Here is a 17124-nt window from a genome sequence, read left to right on the forward strand (position 1 = left end):
GTCGACGGCCGGGGGCGCGGCCCCCGGACCCCCGGGGTACTTGGGCAATGAAGAAGACGGGATTGTTTTTTCATTGGTTGCGGGGCAGGAACGCGGGCATGAGCGCATACGCATTCACTCTTGCAGGCGCGGCGCTGACCGCGCTGCCGTCCGGGGCGCTCCATTGGGCGGACCAAGGTTGCCTGACCGTTTCCGACCTGCATCTCGGGCGTTCCGAACGCTACGCGCGTCGAGCGGGAGCGCTGCTGCCGCCCTACGAGATCGTGGAGACGCTCTCGCGGCTCGATGCCGATCTCGCGGCCACCGGCGCGGGGATGGTGATCTGTCTCGGCGACACGTTCGACGATCTTCGGGCGGCGGAGCTGGGCGAGGCGCATGCGCTCTGGCTCGCGCGGCTGATGGCCGGGCGGCGCTGGGTCTGGATCGAGGGCAACCACGATCCCGGCCCGGTGGGGCTCGGCGGTGAGCACCGGGCGGAGTTGCGGCTCGGGCCGCTAACCTTCCGGCACATCGCCGAGACGGGGGCGGCGGGCGAGGTCTCGGGCCATTACCATCCGAAGGCGCGGCTTGCGGGCCAGGCGCGGCCCTGCTTTCTTGTCGATGACGCGCGGGTAATCCTGCCCGCCTACGGCACCTATACCGGCGGGCTTTCCTGCGATGACCGGGCGCTCGCCGGGCTGATGGCGCCGGGGGCGCTCGCGGTGCTGACCGGCCGTGTCGCGCGGGCGGTACCGATGCCGCGACGGAGGGGGGACGGATGAGCGGGACGGTCGATCCCGGCCGCGAGGCCAAGGTGCGGGCAAGCTTCGCCCGCCAGAACCTGATGGCGACCTTCGGCGCCGAGATCGTCGCGCTCGGGCCCGGCGAATGCCGGATCGAGGCGCCGATCCTTCCCGCCGCGCGCCAGCAGCATGAAGTCGGTCATGCCGGTCTGACCTTTGCCCTCGGCGACAGTGCAGCGGGCTATGCCGCGCTCACGCTGATGCCGGAGGAGGCGGAGGTGATGACGGCCGAGATGAAGATCAACCTCCTCGCCCCCGCGCGCGGCGAGCGGCTCGTCGCCACCGGCCGCGTCGTGAAGGCCGGCCGGCGGCTCACCGTCGTCACCGCCGAGGTCGCGGTAGAGGCGGCGGGCGAGACCCGCCTGATCGCCGTCCTCCAGGGCACGATGGTCGCGGTCATTCCGGGCTGAGAGCGGTGCTCTCAACCATGGGTGCGCGCCTTCTCCGGATCGTGGAACGGCAGCGGTGCGACGCGGGCGGTGGTGGTGACGCCGTCCGCAATGACCTCGAGGACCGTGCCCTCGGCGATGTCCGCCCGGACATGGCCAAGCGCCAGCGACTTCGCCATCCGGTGCGACCAGCAGGGGCTGTTGATCACCCCCACCTCTTCGCCGCCGAGCGCCAGCGTGCCGGCGAGCATGTCGCCGTGATCGACAATAAGCCCGACATTGCGGATCCTCTCGTGCCCCTTCGCGGCCATCAGCGCCGCGCGCCCCCGGAACTCCGGTTTCGTCGCGCTTACCGTGAAGCCAAGCCCGACCTCCCAGGGTGTATGGGCCTCGGTCATGTCGTAGCCGTAGAAAAGGAGCCCCGCCTCGATCCTGACCTTGTCGAGCGCGGTGAAGGAGCAGGGCATCACCCCCGCCTCGACGAGCCGGTCCCAGATCGCGCCAGCCACCTCGGCGCGGGCGAAGATCTCGTAGCCGCGCTCGCCGGAATAGCCGGTGCGCGAGATCCGGCAGTCATTGCCGAAAAGCCGGGTCGGCATGTGCTGGAAATAGCCGAGCGCGCCGAGGTCATCCGGCGAGGCCGCGTCGAGGATGCCGAGCGCCTTTGGCCCCTGCACCGAGATGTCGTGGAGGTCGTCGTCGAGCGCGAAGGTCACGTCGCGCCCCGCGGCCGAGGCCGCAAGCAGCGCCATCGTGTCGCCCGAGCCGTGGACGATCATCCATTCGCCGCCGTTGTTGGACACGATCGCATCGTCGGCCATCGTGCCCGCTTCGGTCAGGACCGAGAGATAGGCCGACCGGCCGGGCTCGATCCGCGAGATGTCGCGGGTCGTGAGATGATCGAGCACCGAAGCGGCCTCCGGCCCGCGCACGAAGACCTTCTTCAGGGGCGACATGTCGAACATGCCGGCCGCCTCGCGCACCGCGTCGTGCTCAGCCTCGGGGTCGGTCGCGTAGGTCCAGGCGGTGCCCATCCCGTTCCAGTCCTCGAGCCCCGACCCGAGCGCGCGGTGGCGCTCGGCAAGGACGGAGGTTCGGCTGAGGGGTGCGGTCATGGGGATATCCTTTCGGGGTCAGTACCATTCGTCCGGCAACGCCGTCTTGCGGCGGGCCACATAGTCGTCGAGCGCCTCGGCAATGGCGGGATCCATCGGCGGCGCCTCGTAGGCCGCGAGCATCGCCTTCCAGCGGTCGTTGGCGCGTTCCTCGGCGGTGCGGCAGCCGGCCTCGACCCAGCTCTCGTAGGGGCCGGCCTCGGCGATGTCGGGCATGTGGTTGGCAGTCGCGAAATGCCGCATCGTGTGGCTGGTGGAGAGGAAATTCTGCCCCGGCCCGGCCTCATGGTAGCTCTCGCGGGTGAGCGTGTCGGCAGAGACCTCCATCCCCGAGGCGAGCGTGAGCATCGCCCCGCAATGGTCGAGATCCATGACGAATTTCTCGTAGCCCATGGTCAGCCCGCCCTCGAGCCAGCCGGCCGCGTGCCAGACCTGGTTCGCGCCGGACATGACTGTCGCCCACATCGCCGAGGCGCTGTCCTGCATCGCCTGGCCATCGGGCGAATTGGCCGCCGTGATCTGCCCGCCGCCGGAGCGCACCGGCACCCCGAGCCGCCGCGCGAGCTGGCCGAGCGCCATCGTCACGAGATTGCCCTCGGGCGTGCCGAAGGTCAGCGCGCCGGACTTGAGGCTCATCGTGTTGTGGAAGCTGCCGTAGACCACCGGGCAACCGGGCCGGACGAGTTGCGCGAGCGCGATCCCGGCCATCGCCTCGGCATGGGTCTGGGCGGCGACGGCGGCGGGCGTCACCGGCCCCATCGCGCCGCCGAAGATCGCCGGCGAGACGCAGACGCATTGCCCGGCCGCCGCATAGCTGCGCAGCGCCCCCGTCATCGTCTCGTCGAAGACCAGCGGCGAGTTGACGTTGATGTTGCCCTGCATCACCGCGTGCTCCGCGACCGTATCGGCGCCGTAGGCGATCCGCGCCATCTCGATCGAGTCCTCGGCGCGCGATACCGAGGTCACGGCGCCCATGAAGGGCTTCGCCGACAGCGTCAGATGGGCGTGCACCATGTCGAAATGGCGCTTGTTGACGGGGATGTCGGTCGGCTCGCAGACGGTGCCGCCGGAGTGATGAAGCCAGGGCGACATCCAGGCTAGCTTCACGAAGTTGCGGAAATCCTCGATCGTCGCGTAGCGCCTGCCACGGTCGAGATCGGTCACGAAAGGCGAGCCGTAGCCCGGCATCAGCACGAGGTGATCGCCGCCGAGGACTACCGAGTGGCGCGGATCGCGGGCGTGGAGCGTGAATTCTGCCGGCGCAGTGGCGCAGAGCGCGCGCGCCTGACCGGGCTGGAACCGCACCCGCTCGCCCTTCACCTCGCAACCTGCCGCCGCAAAGAGCCGCAGCGCCTCCGCGTCGCCGCGAAAGTCGATGCCGATCTCGGCGAGGATCCAGTCGGCCTGTTCCTCGAGTTGGGCGAGCGCCTCCTCGCCGAGAAGCTTGTAGGCCGGGATCCGGCGTAGAAAGAGGCCCGCCCCGGTCGCCGCGATGTTGCCCGCAGCCCGCCGGGCGCGGCCGCCGCGCCGCCGCTCGGGACCGGTATCGGAGGTTGCCGGCGCTTCATGGGTCAACACGGTTCGCCTCTTGGCTGGATCGCCGGATGCGGAATTGCCCGGATACGTCCATAGAAAAGGCCAGTTCAGCAAATCTACAAGCGAATTGATTTGCTCTTGTCGTATAGTTTTTCTATACGCAAAAGATGCGGTTCCGCCATTACGACAGCCTGCGCATTTTCGCCACCGTCGCGCGTCATGCGAGCTTCGCCGCCGCTGCCGAGGAGCTCAACCTCACCAAGGGCGCGGTGAGCCACCAGATCCGCGGGCTCGAGGACGTGCTCGGGTTCGCGCTCTTCACGCGCCTGCCGCGCGGCATCGCTCCAACGACCAAGGGGCAGGAACTGGCGGCCACGCTCAAGGCCGCCTTCGACACGGTCGAGGCGCGAATCGCCGATCTGCGCGAGGCGCCCGAAAGGCCGGTGACGGTCGGCGTGACGACCTACTTCGCCTCGCGCTGGCTCTCGCCACGGCTGATGACCTTCCTTGAGGCCCATCCGCGGGTCCGCATCCGCATCCAGCCGATGGTCGACCTGACCGAACTGCAGGGCGAGGGCATCGACCTCGCGATCCGTTGGGGCCGGGGCGACTGGAACGACGTGGCGATCCGCCCGCTCTTTCGCTGTCCTGCCTTCGCCACCGGAGCACCCGCAGCGATGGCACTCGTGCGCGAGGCGGGGCTCGCTGCCGCGCTCGGGCGGCTCACACTGCTCGCCGACCGCTCCGGCAGCGCCGCCTGGGCCGACTGGCACCGCGCCGCCGGCCTGCCCTTCGCCGCGCGGAGCGCGGTCCTGACCGTCGCCGACCCGAACGTGCGCGTCCAGGCAGTGATCGACGGCCAGGGAATCGCGCTCAACGACGCGCTGGTGCAGCCGGAGATCGACGCCGGCCGGCTCTGCCGCCTGTCGGAGCATGCCCTTGATGATTATGGCTATTTCCTCGCCTATGAGGCGGGAACGCTGGCAAATCCGGACGTCGCGGCCTTCGCAGACTGGCTGATCGCGGCGGCGGAGCGAGGATGATGTCTGTCTGGAGGGGAAGTGGTGGCGAGGGGGGGACTCGAACCCCCGACCCCGTGATTATGAGTCACGTGCTCTAACCAGCTGAGCTACCTAGCCACTGCGCGGGCTAGGTATGCCAGCCCCCGCGCCCCGTCAAGGGCGAATCTCGGCCCTCACACACCATGATAGTCGCGGTACCAGGCGACGAAGGCCGCCATCCCGGTACGGATGTCGGTTTCCGGCCCGTAGCCGGTGAGGCGCCGCATCAGGCTGTTGTCGGCCCAGGTCGCCCTCACGTCGCCCTTCTGCATCTCCATCAGGTTGCGTTTCGCCGGTTTGCCCGCCGCGGCCTCGATCGCCGCGATGAAATCTCCGAGCGCCACCTTCTCGCCGTTACCGATATTGACCACACGCCACGGCGCCACCGGCGACAGGCTGTCGCCCTCCGCGATATCTTCGGGGGCGGCGGGCCGCTCGGGCACGGCGTCGATCAGGAGCCGCACGCCGCGTACCAGATCCGTCACGTAGGTGAAGTCGCGGTACATCTGGCCGTGACCGTAGACGTCGATCGGATCGCCCGCGAGAATCGCCTTGGTGAACTTGAACGGCGCCATGTCCGGGCGCCCCCAGGGGCCGTAGACGGTGAAGAACCGGAAGCAGGTCGTCGGCAGGTTGTAGAGATGCGCCCAGGAATGGCTGAGCGCCTCGGTCGCCTTCTTGGTCGCGGCATAGAGCGACACCTGCGTATCCGCCTTGTCGGTCTCGCGGTAGGGCATCTCGGTATTGGCACCGAAGACCGAGGAGGTCGAGGCGAGAAGCAGGTGCTTCACGCCAAGGTCACGCGCGGCCTCCATCACGTTGAACGTGCCCTCGATATTGGAGGAAAGGTAGCTTCGCGGCGCCTCGAGGCTGTAGCGCACGCCGGCCTGGGCGGCGAGGTGGACGACGACATCGGGCTTGAACGCGGCCATGTCCGCCACGAGCGCCGCGCCGTCCTCAAGCATGCATTCGGTGAAGCCGAAGCCCGGTGTCTGCAGCAGGATGCCTAGACGCGCCCGCTTCAGCGCCACGTCGTAATAGTCGGTCATCCCGTCCATGCCGTGAACCCGGATCCCCTCGTCGAGCAGGAGCTTCGCGAGATGGAAGCCGATGAAGCCGGCCGCCCCGGTGATGTAGACGCGCATGCTGTCCTCCCTGCCCTCGCGCGATGAATAGCCGGTCGGCGCGCGGGGGCCAAGGCCGGGCATCGCCAAATCCCGCGCGCCGCGTTAGGGAGAGCGGGAAAGGAGCCCCGATGCAGCCCCAGATTCCGCTCACCCGCGACCTCGTCCTGATCGGCGGCGGCCATACCCACGCGCTGGTGCTACGGATGTGGGGGATGCGGCCCCTGCCCGGCGTCCGGCTGACGCTGATCAACCCGGCGCCGACCGCGGCCTATTCCGGCATGCTGCCCGGCCATATCGCCGGGCATTACCCGCGCGAGGCGCTGCAGATCGACCTGGTGCAGCTCGCCCGCCACGCCGGGGCGCGGCTCATCCTCGGCCGCGCCGCGGGGATCGACCGGGAATCAGGCCGGGTGATCGTGCCGGGGCGGCCCGACGTCGCCTACGACGTCGCCTCGATCGACATCGGCATCACCGCCGAGATGCCACGCCTGCCGGGCTTTTCCGACTTCGCAGTGCCGGCGAAGCCGCTCGACGCCTTTGCTGACCGCTGGGAGGCCTATGTGCTCCAGCTTCCCGCCGGCGCGTCGGGGGCCAGGGTCGCCGTGGTCGGCGCTGGCGTCGCCGGGGTCGAACTGGCGCTCGCCGCCCGCCACCGGCTCGGGCCGGAGGCTTCGGTCACGCTCGTTGAGCGCAATCACGCGCTCGCCGCGGTCGGCGCCGGAGCGGGCCGGGCGCTCCGGGCGCATCTCGACCGCGCCCGGATCACCCTGATCGAGCAAATGCCCGCCGCGGCGGTGGAGCCCGACGGCGTGCGGCTCGCGGACGGCCAGCTCGTCCCGGCCGATTTCGTGATCGGCACCGCCGCGGCGCGAGCCCCAGGCTGGCTCGCCACGACCGGGCTGCCGCTCAGGGACGGTTTCGTGACGGTCGATCCGATGCTGCGATCGACCGGCGACAGGTCAATTTTCGCGGCAGGCGACATCGCGCATCTGTCCCACGCGCCGCGCCCGAAGGCCGGGGTCTTCGCCGTGCGCCAGGCGCCGGTGCTCCTGCACAATCTCGACGTCGCGCTCACCGGCACCGGGCGGATGCGGCGCTACCGGCCGCAATCGGACTATCTCAAGCTCATCTCCACCGGATCGAAGCACGCGGTCGCCGACAAGTGGGGACTGCCCTTGGACGGCGCCTGGCTCTGGCGCTGGAAGGACCGGATCGACCGTCGTTTCATGGCGAAGTTCCACGATCTGCCCAAGATGACCCCGCCACCCCTGCCCGCGCGCGTCGCGGCAGGGGTGCGCGAGGAGCTTGGCCGCGGCAAGCCGCTCTGCGGCGGCTGCGGCGCCAAGGTCGGCCAGGCCGATCTCAGGGCCGCGCTCGCAGGCCTGCCCGCGCCGCACCGGCCCGACGTGATCTCGGGCCCCGGCGACGATGCGGCGGTGCTCGCCCACGGCAAGGGCCAGCAGGTGATCACCACCGACCATGTCCGCGCCTTCACCGAGGATCCCTGGCTTCTGGCGCGGATCACCGCGGTTCACGCGATGGGCGATGTCTGGTCGATGGGCGCGCGGCCGCAGGCGGCGCTGGCGCAGGTGATCCTGCCGCGCATGTCGCCGCGGCTGCAGGCCGAGACGCTGCGCGAGATCATGGCGGCGGCGGCCGAGACCTTCGGCGCCGAGGGTGCCGATGTCGTCGGCGGCCATACGAGCCTCGGCGCCGAGCTGACCGTCGGGTTCACCGTGACCGGCCTGTCTGCGGAGCCCGCGCTCGCCCAGGCCGGCGCGCGGCCCGGCGACTGGCTGATCCTGACCAAGCCGATCGGCACCGGCGTGACCCTCGCCGCTGAGATGACCCGCGCCGCGCCTGGCGGCGTGGTGGCGGGCGCGCTGGCCTCGATGGCGCGCAGTCAAGGCGCGGCGGCGCGGATCCTCGGCCCCGAGGCCCATGCGATGACCGACATCACCGGATTCGGACTCGCCGGCCACCTGATGACGATGCTCGAGGCCTCGGGCACCGCCGCGCGGATCTCGCTCCGCCATGTTCCGCTCCTGCCCGGCGCCGAGGCGCTCGCGGCGGCGGGGCACGGATCGACGCTCCTGCCCGCGAACCGCGCGGTGATGGAGCGGATGTTTCTGACCGAGAGCCCGCGTGCCGACCTGCTCTTCGATCCGCAGACCGCGGGCGGCCTTCTGGCCGCGGTGCCGGCCGGGGCGGCGATGGATCTTGTCCGCCGGCTGCGCGATGCGGGCGAACCGGCGGCGGTCATCGGCGAGCTGACCGAGGGGCCGGCCTTCCTGACCGTCGAGGGCTGATCCATCGCTTGCGCCCGTCGCCAGGGCGACGGGCACTCGGGCGGGATCAGTCCCGCGCGGACCCCGCGAGCCGCCGCGCGGCCGCGGCCACCGCGCTTGCGAGCGGCGGAAGCGCATCCGGGGCGAGGCTCGGGGTCTCGACCAGCGTCTCGCGCTCGGGTGCGAACCGGGCGCGGTGCTTTTCGTAGCGCGGATCGTAGTGGCGCTCCATCAGGTCGCGTGCGAGATCGGCGAAGGCGCCCTGCCCGGCAAGCCCGCGCCAGGTCTCGATCACCTCCGCGGCGTGGACCGGCCGGAGCCGTTCCACCACCGCGGCGAGCCGCGTGGGATCCTCGGTCACGTCGGCATAGGCCCGCGCGAGGTAGTCCGCCCGCGCCGCCAGCGGCGCCGAAATCCGCACCCGCGGCGCGGCGCACATCGCCGCCCAGAGCTGTTTTGGCACCCCGAGGTTGCCGACGCGCGAGCTTTCCGCCTCCACCACCACCAGCCGGGCCGGATCGAGGCCCGCGAGCGCCGTCGCGAGCCGCCCCTCGAACGCCTTCTGCGAGGGCTGGCCGCCGGGCATGTCGCCGAAAAGCGAACCGCGGTGGTTGGCGAGCCCCTCCAGGTCGATCACCTGCAGCCCCTCGGCCGCGAGGAGCCCGAGAACCTCGGTCTTGGCCGAGCCGGTATTGCCGTCGAGCACCACGACCGGGGCCCGGACGGGGCGCTCCTGCAGTTCCTCGACCACGAGCTTGCGCCAGGCCTTGTAGCCGCCCTCAACCAGCTCCACCCGCCAGCCGACCTGGCCGAGGATCGTCGCGAAGGAGCCCGACCTTTGGCCGCCGCGCCAGCAATAGACCAGGGGCCGCCAGCCGCCCGGCAGGTCCGCGAGCGGCCCTTCGAGATGGCGCGCCGCGTTCCGCGCCACGAGCGCGGCCCCGAGCTTGCGGGCGAGGAAGGGCGAGCCCTGCTTGTAGATCGTGCCGACGCGAGCGCGTTCGTCATCGTCGAGCACCGGCAGGTTGATCGCGCCCGGCAGGTGGTCCTCGGCGTATTCCGCGGGCGAACGCACGTCGATCACCGCGTCGAAGTCGAACGCGGCCACTTGGGCAAGGGAGGTGAGCGTCAGCGCCATGGCCCCTCATAGCGCCCCCGGCGCCGGGCCGGAAGGGGGTGCTCAGTAGACCGTCACCGGCGCGCCGAGCGCGACGCGGTCGTAAAGGTCGACGACATGGGAATTGACCATGCGGATGCAGCCGTTCGACACCGAACGCCCGATCGAGTTCGGCTCGGTCGTGCCGTGAATGCGGATCGCGGTGTCATGGCCGTTCTGGAAGAGATAGAGCGCCCGCGCACCGAGAGGGTTGTTCGGCCCGCCCGGCATGCCCTCGGCGTACTTCGCGTAAGCTGCGGGATTGCGCTCGATCATCTCCGGCGTCGGCTTCCAGCTCGGCCATTCGACCTTGCGCCCGACCACCGCCTGGCCGCGATAGACGAGCTCCGCCTTGCCGACCGCGACGCCGTAGCGGACCGCCCAGCCGGGCTTGGCGATGAAATAGAGGAAATGCTGCGACGAGAGCACGTGGATCGAGCCCGGCACGAAGCTGCGCTTGACGCGCATCACGATGGGGTAGAACTCTGGCGCGATGGTCAGGCCGGGGACCGGCTGGGCAGGCGCCGCGGGCGCCTGTCCCGTTGCGGCGCGTGCGGCCGGTGGCAGGGCGGCGAGCATCCCCGCGGCCAGGGCTCCGGTCACAAGCGCACGACGGTCAGGCATAGTCTCGTTCTCCTCTGCAGCGCCCCCGCGCGAGGCCGCATCCACCAGTCTAACCCAGATTTGTCCTTTTCGATCTGTTTTTTCCGAAGAATCTGGCCGTGTTAGGGCGCGAATATGCCATCCTCGGACCTGTGCGTGCCCGATCCGCCGGCCTTCTATTGCGCCAGATCAATGACGCGGCCCGCGTGCCGGGCGATAGGATCGCAAAGGACAAGCCATGGCCCCGCCCGTCTTCAGAACCGAGAACCTCACCAAGGTCTACGACACCGGCAAGGTGAAGGTCCACGCCCTCGCCGGCGTCGATCTGGAGCTTTACGAGGGCGAGCTGACTGTCCTGCTCGGCCCCTCCGGCTCGGGCAAGTCGACGCTTCTGAACATCCTCGGCGGGCTCGACACCGCGACCTCGGGCCGGGTCTGGTTCCGCGATCTGGAGCTCACCGGGATGGGCGACCGCCAGCTCACCGCCTACCGGCGCGACCATGTCGGCTTCGTCTTCCAGTTCTACAACCTCGTCGCCTCGCTCACCGCGCGCGAGAATGTCCAGCTCGTCACCGATGTCTCGAAGCACCCGATGCGCCCGGCCGAGGCCCTCGCGCTCGTCGGGCTCGAACCGCGGCTCGACCATTTTCCGGCCGAGCTTTCGGGTGGCGAGCAGCAGCGGGTGGCGATCGCGCGGGCCATCGCCAAGCGGCCCGAAGTGCTCCTTTGCGACGAACCGACCGGCGCATTGGACAGCAAGACCGGCGTCCAGGTGCTCGAGGCGCTTCAGCGCGTGAACGACGAGCTCGGAACCGCGACCGTGGTGATCACCCACAACGCGATGATCCGGAAGATGGCGCACCGGGTTCTCCGCTTCCAGGACGGCCGCATCTCCTCGGTCGAGACCAATGACACCCGCCTCGCGCCCTCGGAGATCGAATGGTGATGCACGCGCTCGACCGCAAGCTCCTGCGCGACTTCTTCCGCCTCTGGGCGCAGGTTCTCGCGATCTCGATGGTGCTGGCCTGCGGGGTCGCGGCGCTGTTGACCTCGTTCGGCATGTACCAGGCGCTCGGCGACAGCCGCGACGCCTATTACGGGCGCAACCGTCTCGCCGATCTTTGGGCGCCGGCGCGGCGCGCGCCGATGTCGCTCCTGCCCGAGATCGCCGCGATCCCCGGCATCCGCACCGCCGAGGCGCGGACCGAGGGCATGGTGATGCTCGACCTGCCGGGGCGCGAGGAGGTCGCGGTCGGCCAGATCCTCTCGCTGCCCGCCTCGGGGGAGCCGCTCCTCAACCTGCCGATCCTGCGCTCGGGCCGCCTGCCCGACCCCGATGCCGAGGCCGAGGTCGCGGTCAACGAGCCCTTCGCGCTCGCCAACGGCTACCGGCCCGGCGACCGCTTCTCGGCCAACCTGAACGGCGCGCGGCGCGAGCTCACGATCACCGGAACCGTGCTCTCGCCCGAATTCATATACGCGCTCGGCCCCGGCGCGCTGATGCCCGACAAGGAGGGCTTCGCGGTCATCTGGATGCCCGAACGCGCGGTGCAGGCCGCCTTCGACATGTCGGGCGCCTTCAACAGCGTGACCATCGCGCTCTATGCCGGCGCGAGCGAGGCCGAGGTGATCGACCGGCTCGACGCCCTGCTCGACCCCTATGGCGGCACCGGCGCCTATGGCCGCGACCGCCAGATCTCCGACAGTTTCGTCTCCTCCGAGATGGACCAGCTCTGGACCATGACGGTCGTGCTACCGCCGATCTTCTTCGGCGTCGCCGCCTTCCTCGTGAACATGGTGCTCGGCCGCATCGTGGCGCTCGAACGCTCAGAGATCGGGCTCCTGAAGGCTCTGGGCTATTCCAACACCGCGATCGCGATGCACTACCTGATGCTCGCCGGGCTGACGGCGGTGGTCGGCATCCTCGTCGGCTGGGGCTTCGGTGCCTGGATGGCGCACGGGCTCGCCACGCTCTACGCCGATTTCTTCAACTTCCCCTACCTGATCTTCCGCGGCTCCTGGACGGTCTACGCGATCTCCGGCCTGATCGGCCTCGGCTCGGCCGCCTTCGGCGCGCTCAGGGTGGCGCTGAAGGCCGCGCGCCTGCCGCCAGCCGTCGCGATGCAGCCACCCGCGCCGCCGCGTTTCCGCCGCGGGCTCATCGACCGGATCATGGCCCGCCTGCGCCTCTCGCAGCCGGCTATGATGATCCTGCGCAACCTCGTGCGCTGGCCTGTCCGCGCGGCGGCAAGTGCCCTCGGCCTCTCGATGGCCGTCGCCGTCCTCGCCGCGGCGAGCTTCTTCGACGACGCGCTCGACAAGATGCTCGACACCACCTTCGGCCTCGCCAACCGGCAGGACGTCGTGCTGATGTTCACCGAGGACCTGCCCGAGATCGCGCTCGACGAGTTGCGCAGTCTGCCCGGCGCCATGCAGATCGAGGGGCAATTGAGCGAGGCGGTGATCCTCCGCAACGGCCATCTCGAAAAGCACACCGGGATCGAGGCGCGCCGCCCCGATTCCGATCTCTCGCGCGTCGTCACCGACGCGGGCCGGGTCACCGCGGTGGCGCCCGGCGGGCTCGTCCTCACCGAGCGGCTGGCCGAGCAGCTCGACCTCACCATCGGCGATCCCGTCGAGGTCGAGTTCCTGTCGGGCCGCCGCGAGACAGTGTCGCTGCCACTCCACGCGACGATCCCGCAGTACATCGGCCTCGGCGCCTATGCCGATTTCGAGACGCTGAACGCGATCCGCCGCCAGGCGCCGCGCGTCTCGGTCGCCAACGTGACGATCGACGAGGCCCACAGGGCCGAATTCCACCGCGCGCTCAACGAGATGCCGGCGCTCGCCGGGACGGCCATGCTCACCGACATGCTGCGCTCGTTCAAGGACACGATCCAGAAGAACATCGACATCACCGCAACGGTCTACATCGTCATCGCCGTCTTGATCACGGTGGGCGTCACCTACAACGGCGCCCGCATCCAGCTTTCCGAACGCGCCCGCGAACTGGCGAGCCTGCGGATCCTCGGCTTCTCGCGCGGCGAGGTCTCCTTCATCCTCGTCGGAGAGACGATGGTTCTCGCGCTCCTCGCCCAACCCTTCGGCTGGCTCGCCGGCATGGGCATCGCCTGGGCCTTCACCCAGGGCGTGACGAGCGACCTCTACGAGATCCCCTTCGTGATCGTCCCCTCCACCTTCGCCCGCGCGAGCCTGATCGTGCTCGTCACCGCGCTCGTCTCGGCGCTCATCGTGCGCCGCCGCATCGACAGGCTCGACCTCGTCGCGGTCATGAAAACAAGGGAGTGACCCATGGCTCTGCAACCGCGCCACTACATCATCGGCCTCATCGGCGCCGCGACGCTGGCCGGGCTCGGCTGGATCGGTTTCCGGACCGAGCCGGTGCCGGTCGACATCGCCAAACTCGCGCGCGGGCCGATGATGGTCACCGTGAACGCCGACGGCGAAACCCGGATCCACGACGTCTTCGATGTCGCGACCCCGATCTTCGGCACCGCGCGCCGGGCGCCAGTGGAGGTCGGCGACCCTGTGATCGCGGGCGAAACGGTGGTCGCGGTGGTCGAGCCGGCGGCTCCGGCCCTCCTCGACGCGCGCTCACGCCAGCAGGCCCAGGCCGCAGTTCAGGAGGCCGAGGCGGCGCTCCGCTTCGCCGAGGCGCAGCTCCTCCAGACCGAGGAGGAACTCGCCCACGCGCAGAGCCAGTACGACCGCGCCCAGACGCTGGCCGAGCGCGGCGTCACCTCGCTGACCCAGCTCGAGGATGCGGCCCAGATCCTCTCGATCCGCCTCGCCGCGCGCGAGGCCGCGCAGTCGAATGTCGCGATGTCGACCAGCGCCCTGCGACGCGCCCGCGCCGCGCTAATCGAGCCGGGCGCGGCCTCCGGCCCCGGCGAGCAATGCTGCATCACGCTCCGTGCGCCGATCACCGGCACGGTGCTGTCGGTCGACATTGTCAGTGAGCGGCCGGTCCTCGCCGGCACGAGGCTCGTCTCGCTCGGCCGCACCGACGATCTGGAGATCGTCGCCGACCTTCTCTCGGCCGATGCGGTGGGCCTCGAACCCGGCGTCCGCGCCATCGTCGAACGCTGGGGCGGCCCGGTGCCGCTCGAGGCGACTTTGCGGCGCGTCGAACCCTCGGCCCGCACCAAGGTCTCCGCCCTCGGCATCGAGGAGCAGCGCGTCGACGCGATCTTCGACATCACCAGCCCGCCCGAGACGCGCAAGGGGCTCGGCGACGGCTTCGCGGTCTATCTGCGCATCGTCACCTGGGAAGGCGCCGACGTGCTCCAGGTGCCGCTTTCGGCGCTCTTCCGCCGGGAGGGCCAGTGGGCGGTGTTCCGCGAGATGGACGGCGGCGCCCGCCTGACCCCGGTCACGATCGGCCGCCGGAACGGCACCGCGGCCGAGGTGACCGAGGGCCTCGCCCCCGGCGACCGGGTGATCCTGCACCCCTCCGACGCCATCGCCGAGGGCACGCCGGTCACCGATCGCGGCGCACACTGAGCGGACGGTCCTGCGGCGACGCGCGCGTTTGACTTTCCCCGCTCCGCCCCACATCTATCGGCGGAAGGAGGCTCCATGACCACCCACACCACCTTCACCGTCGAGGGCATGAGCTGCGCCTCCTGCGTCGGCCGCGTCGAGCGCGCACTGAAAGCCGTGCCGGGCGTCGAGGACGCGCAGGTGAACCTCATCGCCAGCACCGCGAGCGTCGACTACGACGGCACCGATGCGGTGACGCTCGCCGCGGCGCTCAAGGTGGCGGGCTACCCGGCCACGGAGATCGAGACCCGGCTCGAGGTCGAGGGCATGACGTGTGCCTCCTGCGTCGGTCGGGTCGAACGGGCCCTGAAGTCCGTTCCGGGCGTCGCGGAGGCCGAGGTCAACCTCGCCACCCAGTCGGCCCGCATCCGCTACACCTCCGGCACCACGACGCCCGAGGCGCTCGCCGCCGCCGTCACCGCCGCCGGTTACACGGCGAAGCCGGCCCTCAAAGCAGCACCTTCGGGCGACCGTCAGGCCGACGAGGCCGCAAAACTCCGCCGCGCCGTCGCGATCTCGGCCGTGCTCGCGGTCCCGGTCGTCGTGCTCGCGATGGGCACCCACATGGTGCCCGCCTTTCACCACTGGATCATGGGAACGCTCGGCGAAGCCAATTCCTGGCGCATCCAGTTCGTTCTGACCGCGGCGATCCTCCTCGGCCCCGGCTTCCTCTTCTTCCGCCACGGCATTCCCGCGCTCCTGCGCGGCGCGCCCGAGATGAACTCGCTCGTGGCGCTCGGCAGCCTCGCCGCCTTCGCCTATTCCGCGGTCGCGACCTTCGCCCCCAGCCTTCTCCCCGAGGCCGCGCGCGGCGTCTATTACGAGGCCGCCGCCACCATCGTCACGCTGATCCTGCTCGGCCGGCTCCTCGAGGCCCGCGCCAAGGGCCAGGCCGGCGAGGCGATCCGGCGGCTTATCGGTCTGCGTCCCGAAACAGCGCGGATCGAGCGCGACGGCGGCGTCGAGGACGTGCCGGTCGAGGATCTCGCCCCCGGCGACATCATCCGCCTCGCACCCGGCGAACGCGTCGCGGTCGACGGCATCGTGACCGCGGGGCATGGCTGGATCGACGAATCCATGCTCACCGGCGAACCCGCCCCGGTCGAAAAGGCCGCGGGCGCCCCGGTCACCGGCGGCACCGTGAACGGCGCCTCCGCCCTCAGCTTCCGCGTCACCGCCACCGGCGCCGATACCGTCCTCGCCCGGATCATCGCCATGGTCGCCGACGCGCAGGGCGCGAAACTCCCGGTCCAGGCGCTCGTCGACCGGATCACGCTCTGGTTCGTCCCCGCGGTGATGGCGCTCGCCGCGCTGTCCTTTCTCACCTGGCTCCTCGTCGGCCCCGCCCCCGCGCTAACCCATGCGCTGGTCGCCGGGATCTCGGTCCTGATCATCGCCTGTCCTTGCGCGATGGGGCTCGCCACCCCGGTCTCTATCCTCGTCGGTACCGGCCGCGGCGCCGAGCTCGGCCTCCTCTTCCGCCGCGGCGACGCGCTGCAGCGGCTCTCCGAGGCGCGCATCGTCGCCTTCGACAAGACCGGCACCCTGACCGAGGGCACGCCGCGCCTCACCGACCTGATCCCGGCGAACGGCTTTGACGCCGACACCGTCCTCGCCCTCGCCGCCGGCGCTGAGGCGCGCTCCGAACACCCGCTCGCCCGCGCGATCCTTGCCGAGGCGGAGGCGCGCGGCCTCACCCCGCCCGAGGCGGAGACCGCCACGGCCCTGCCCGGCCGAGGCCTCGCCGCACGCGTGGGCGGCCACGACCTCCTCATCGGCAATTCCCGCGCGCTCGTCGAGGCCGGGGTCGACGCGGCCCCGCTCGTCCCCGAGACCGCGCGCCTCGCCGCCGAGGCCAAGACCCCGATCCTGATCGTCGTCGACGGAAGGCCGGCCGCGCTCCTCGCGGTCGCGGACCCGGTCAAACCGGGTGCCAGGGCGGCGATCGCCGCGCTCCACGAGATGGGCGTGAAGACGGCGATGATCTCCGGCGACGCCAAGGCCACGGCAGAGGCCATCGCCGCCGACCTCGGCATCGACCATGTCGAGGCCGAGGTCCTGCCCGAAGGCAAGGTCGCAGCCCTCGAATCCCTCAAGTCGCAAGGTACGACCGCCTTCACCGGTGACGGCATCAACGACGCCCCCGCCCTCGCCGCCGCCGATATCGGCATCGCCATGGGCACCGGCACCGATGTCGCGATCGAGGCCGCCGAGGTCGTGCTGATGACCGGCGACCCCGGCGCGGTCGCGGACGCGGTCCGGCTCTCGCGCACGACGATGCGCAACATCCGCCAAAACCTCTTCTGGGCCTTCGGCTACAACGTGCTGCTGATCCCGGTCGCCGCCGGCCTCCTCTACCCGGTGAACGGCATGCTGCTCTCGCCGATGCTCGCCGCCGCCGCGATGGCCCTCTCCTCGGTCTTCGTGGTGACGAACGCGCTCCGGCTCCGCCGCGCCGGCCCCTGGCGGCAAAGACAGGCCTGATCCTTCTTCATTGCCGAAAT

General features: G+C 70.5%; 13 protein-coding genes and 1 tRNA gene. 8 read left to right on the top strand and 6 right to left on the bottom strand.

What is annotated here, in order from left to right; all coding sequences use genetic code 11:
- The first annotated feature begins 98 nt into the window (after positions 1-98).
- Together pdeM and OEZ60_RS04560 are read left to right on the top strand one after the other, a co-directional pair.
- Positions 99-761: a ligase-associated DNA damage response endonuclease PdeM gene (gene pdeM / locus OEZ60_RS04555; protein WP_263333657.1), complete on the top strand. Its 663-nt coding sequence runs from the start codon at positions 99-101 to the stop codon at positions 759-761.
- On the top strand, positions 758-1192 hold the full coding sequence (locus OEZ60_RS04560) for a PaaI family thioesterase (protein WP_263333659.1): 435 nt from the start codon (positions 758-760) through the stop codon (positions 1190-1192). The genes pdeM and OEZ60_RS04560 overlap by 4 nt, the downstream gene beginning before the upstream one ends.
- 11 nt (positions 1193-1203) lie before the next feature.
- Here OEZ60_RS04560 and OEZ60_RS04565 read toward each other — a convergent pair whose 3' ends face one another.
- Positions 1204-2286: an aminomethyltransferase family protein gene (locus OEZ60_RS04565; RefSeq protein WP_263333661.1), complete on the bottom strand. Its 1083-nt coding sequence runs from the start codon at positions 2284-2286 to the stop codon at positions 1204-1206.
- An 18-nt stretch (positions 2287-2304) separates the two neighbouring features.
- Complete coding sequence (locus OEZ60_RS04570; RefSeq protein WP_264772956.1) at positions 2305-3861, bottom strand: trimethylamine methyltransferase family protein; 1557 nt, start codon at positions 3859-3861, stop codon at positions 2305-2307.
- A 128-nt stretch (positions 3862-3989) separates the two neighbouring features.
- On the opposite strand from OEZ60_RS04570, the gene OEZ60_RS04575 reads away from it, so the two are divergent.
- A complete protein-coding gene (locus OEZ60_RS04575; protein WP_263333665.1) occupies positions 3990-4865 on the top strand; it encodes a LysR substrate-binding domain-containing protein in 876 nt (291 codons plus the stop codon).
- Between the two features lie 19 nt (positions 4866-4884).
- Here the strand turns inward: OEZ60_RS04575 and OEZ60_RS04580 are convergent.
- A tRNA-Met gene (locus tag OEZ60_RS04580) sits at positions 4885-4961 on the bottom strand.
- A gap of 56 nt (positions 4962-5017) precedes the next feature.
- A complete protein-coding gene (locus OEZ60_RS04585; protein WP_263333667.1) occupies positions 5018-6028 on the bottom strand; it encodes an NAD-dependent epimerase/dehydratase family protein in 1011 nt (336 codons plus the stop codon).
- A gap of 110 nt (positions 6029-6138) precedes the next feature.
- On the opposite strand from OEZ60_RS04585, the gene selD reads away from it, so the two are divergent.
- Positions 6139-8319, top strand: coding sequence for a selenide, water dikinase SelD (selD, locus tag OEZ60_RS04590; RefSeq protein WP_263333669.1), 2181 nt, complete (start codon positions 6139-6141; stop codon positions 8317-8319).
- Between the two features lie 46 nt (positions 8320-8365).
- On the opposite strand, the gene mnmH is transcribed toward selD, so the two are convergent.
- Positions 8366-9436 carry a tRNA 2-selenouridine(34) synthase MnmH gene (mnmH, locus tag OEZ60_RS04595; protein ID WP_263333671.1) on the bottom strand — a complete coding sequence of 357 codons (1071 nt, stop codon included), beginning with the start codon at positions 9434-9436 and terminating at the stop codon, positions 8366-8368.
- 42 nt (positions 9437-9478) lie between these two features.
- Entirely contained in the window at positions 9479-10078 is a 600-nt protein-coding gene (locus OEZ60_RS04600; RefSeq protein WP_263333673.1) for a L,D-transpeptidase, read from the bottom strand.
- Between the two features lie 217 nt (positions 10079-10295).
- Between OEZ60_RS04600 and OEZ60_RS04605 the strand changes: the two genes are divergently transcribed.
- The 4 genes from OEZ60_RS04605 to OEZ60_RS04620 all read left to right on the top strand — a co-directional run bounded on the left by OEZ60_RS04605 (position 10296) and on the right by OEZ60_RS04620 (position 17104).
- Positions 10296-11003, top strand: coding sequence for an ABC transporter ATP-binding protein (locus tag OEZ60_RS04605; RefSeq protein ID WP_263333674.1), 708 nt, complete (start codon positions 10296-10298; stop codon positions 11001-11003).
- Positions 10997-13366: an ABC transporter permease gene (locus OEZ60_RS04610; RefSeq protein WP_263333676.1), complete on the top strand. Its 2370-nt coding sequence runs from the start codon at positions 10997-10999 to the stop codon at positions 13364-13366. The genes OEZ60_RS04605 and OEZ60_RS04610 overlap by 7 nt, the downstream gene beginning before the upstream one ends.
- A gap of 3 nt (positions 13367-13369) precedes the next feature.
- A complete protein-coding gene (locus OEZ60_RS04615) occupies positions 13370-14581 on the top strand; it encodes an efflux RND transporter periplasmic adaptor subunit (protein WP_263333678.1) in 1212 nt (403 codons plus the stop codon).
- Between the two features lie 75 nt (positions 14582-14656).
- Positions 14657-17104 carry a heavy metal translocating P-type ATPase gene (locus OEZ60_RS04620; RefSeq protein ID WP_263333680.1) on the top strand — a complete coding sequence of 816 codons (2448 nt, stop codon included), beginning with the start codon at positions 14657-14659 and terminating at the stop codon, positions 17102-17104.
- Positions 17105-17124: the final 20 nt, after the last annotated feature.

The organism is Albidovulum salinarum (genome assembly GCF_025673475.1).
GTDB lineage: Bacteria > Pseudomonadota > Alphaproteobacteria > Rhodobacterales > Rhodobacteraceae > Albidovulum > Albidovulum salinarum.

Bases quoted from the DNA above. Each gene is read 5' to 3' on its own strand.
- OEZ60_RS04600 (WP_263333673.1), bottom strand. From the start codon at position 10,078: ATGCCTGACCGTCGTGCGCTTGTGACCGGAGCCCTGGCCGCGGGGATG.
- OEZ60_RS04610 (WP_263333676.1), top strand. From the start codon at position 10,997: ATGGTGATGCACGCGCTCGACCGCAAGCTCCTGCGCGACTTCTTCCGC.
- OEZ60_RS04585 (WP_263333667.1), bottom strand. From the start codon at position 6,028: ATGCGCGTCTACATCACCGGGGCGGCCGGCTTCATCGGCTTCCATCTC.
- OEZ60_RS04615 (WP_263333678.1), top strand. From the start codon at position 13,370: ATGGCTCTGCAACCGCGCCACTACATCATCGGCCTCATCGGCGCCGCG.
- mnmH (WP_263333671.1), bottom strand. From the start codon at position 9,436: ATGGCGCTGACGCTCACCTCCCTTGCCCAAGTGGCCGCGTTCGACTTC.
- selD (WP_263333669.1), top strand. From the start codon at position 6,139: ATGCAGCCCCAGATTCCGCTCACCCGCGACCTCGTCCTGATCGGCGGC.
- pdeM (WP_263333657.1), top strand. From the start codon at position 99: ATGAGCGCATACGCATTCACTCTTGCAGGCGCGGCGCTGACCGCGCTG.
- OEZ60_RS04565 (WP_263333661.1), bottom strand. From the start codon at position 2,286: ATGACCGCACCCCTCAGCCGAACCTCCGTCCTTGCCGAGCGCCACCGC.
- OEZ60_RS04575 (WP_263333665.1), top strand. From the start codon at position 3,990: ATGCGGTTCCGCCATTACGACAGCCTGCGCATTTTCGCCACCGTCGCG.
- OEZ60_RS04560 (WP_263333659.1), top strand. From the start codon at position 758: ATGAGCGGGACGGTCGATCCCGGCCGCGAGGCCAAGGTGCGGGCAAGC.
- OEZ60_RS04620 (WP_263333680.1), top strand. From the start codon at position 14,657: ATGACCACCCACACCACCTTCACCGTCGAGGGCATGAGCTGCGCCTCC.
- OEZ60_RS04605 (WP_263333674.1), top strand. From the start codon at position 10,296: ATGGCCCCGCCCGTCTTCAGAACCGAGAACCTCACCAAGGTCTACGAC.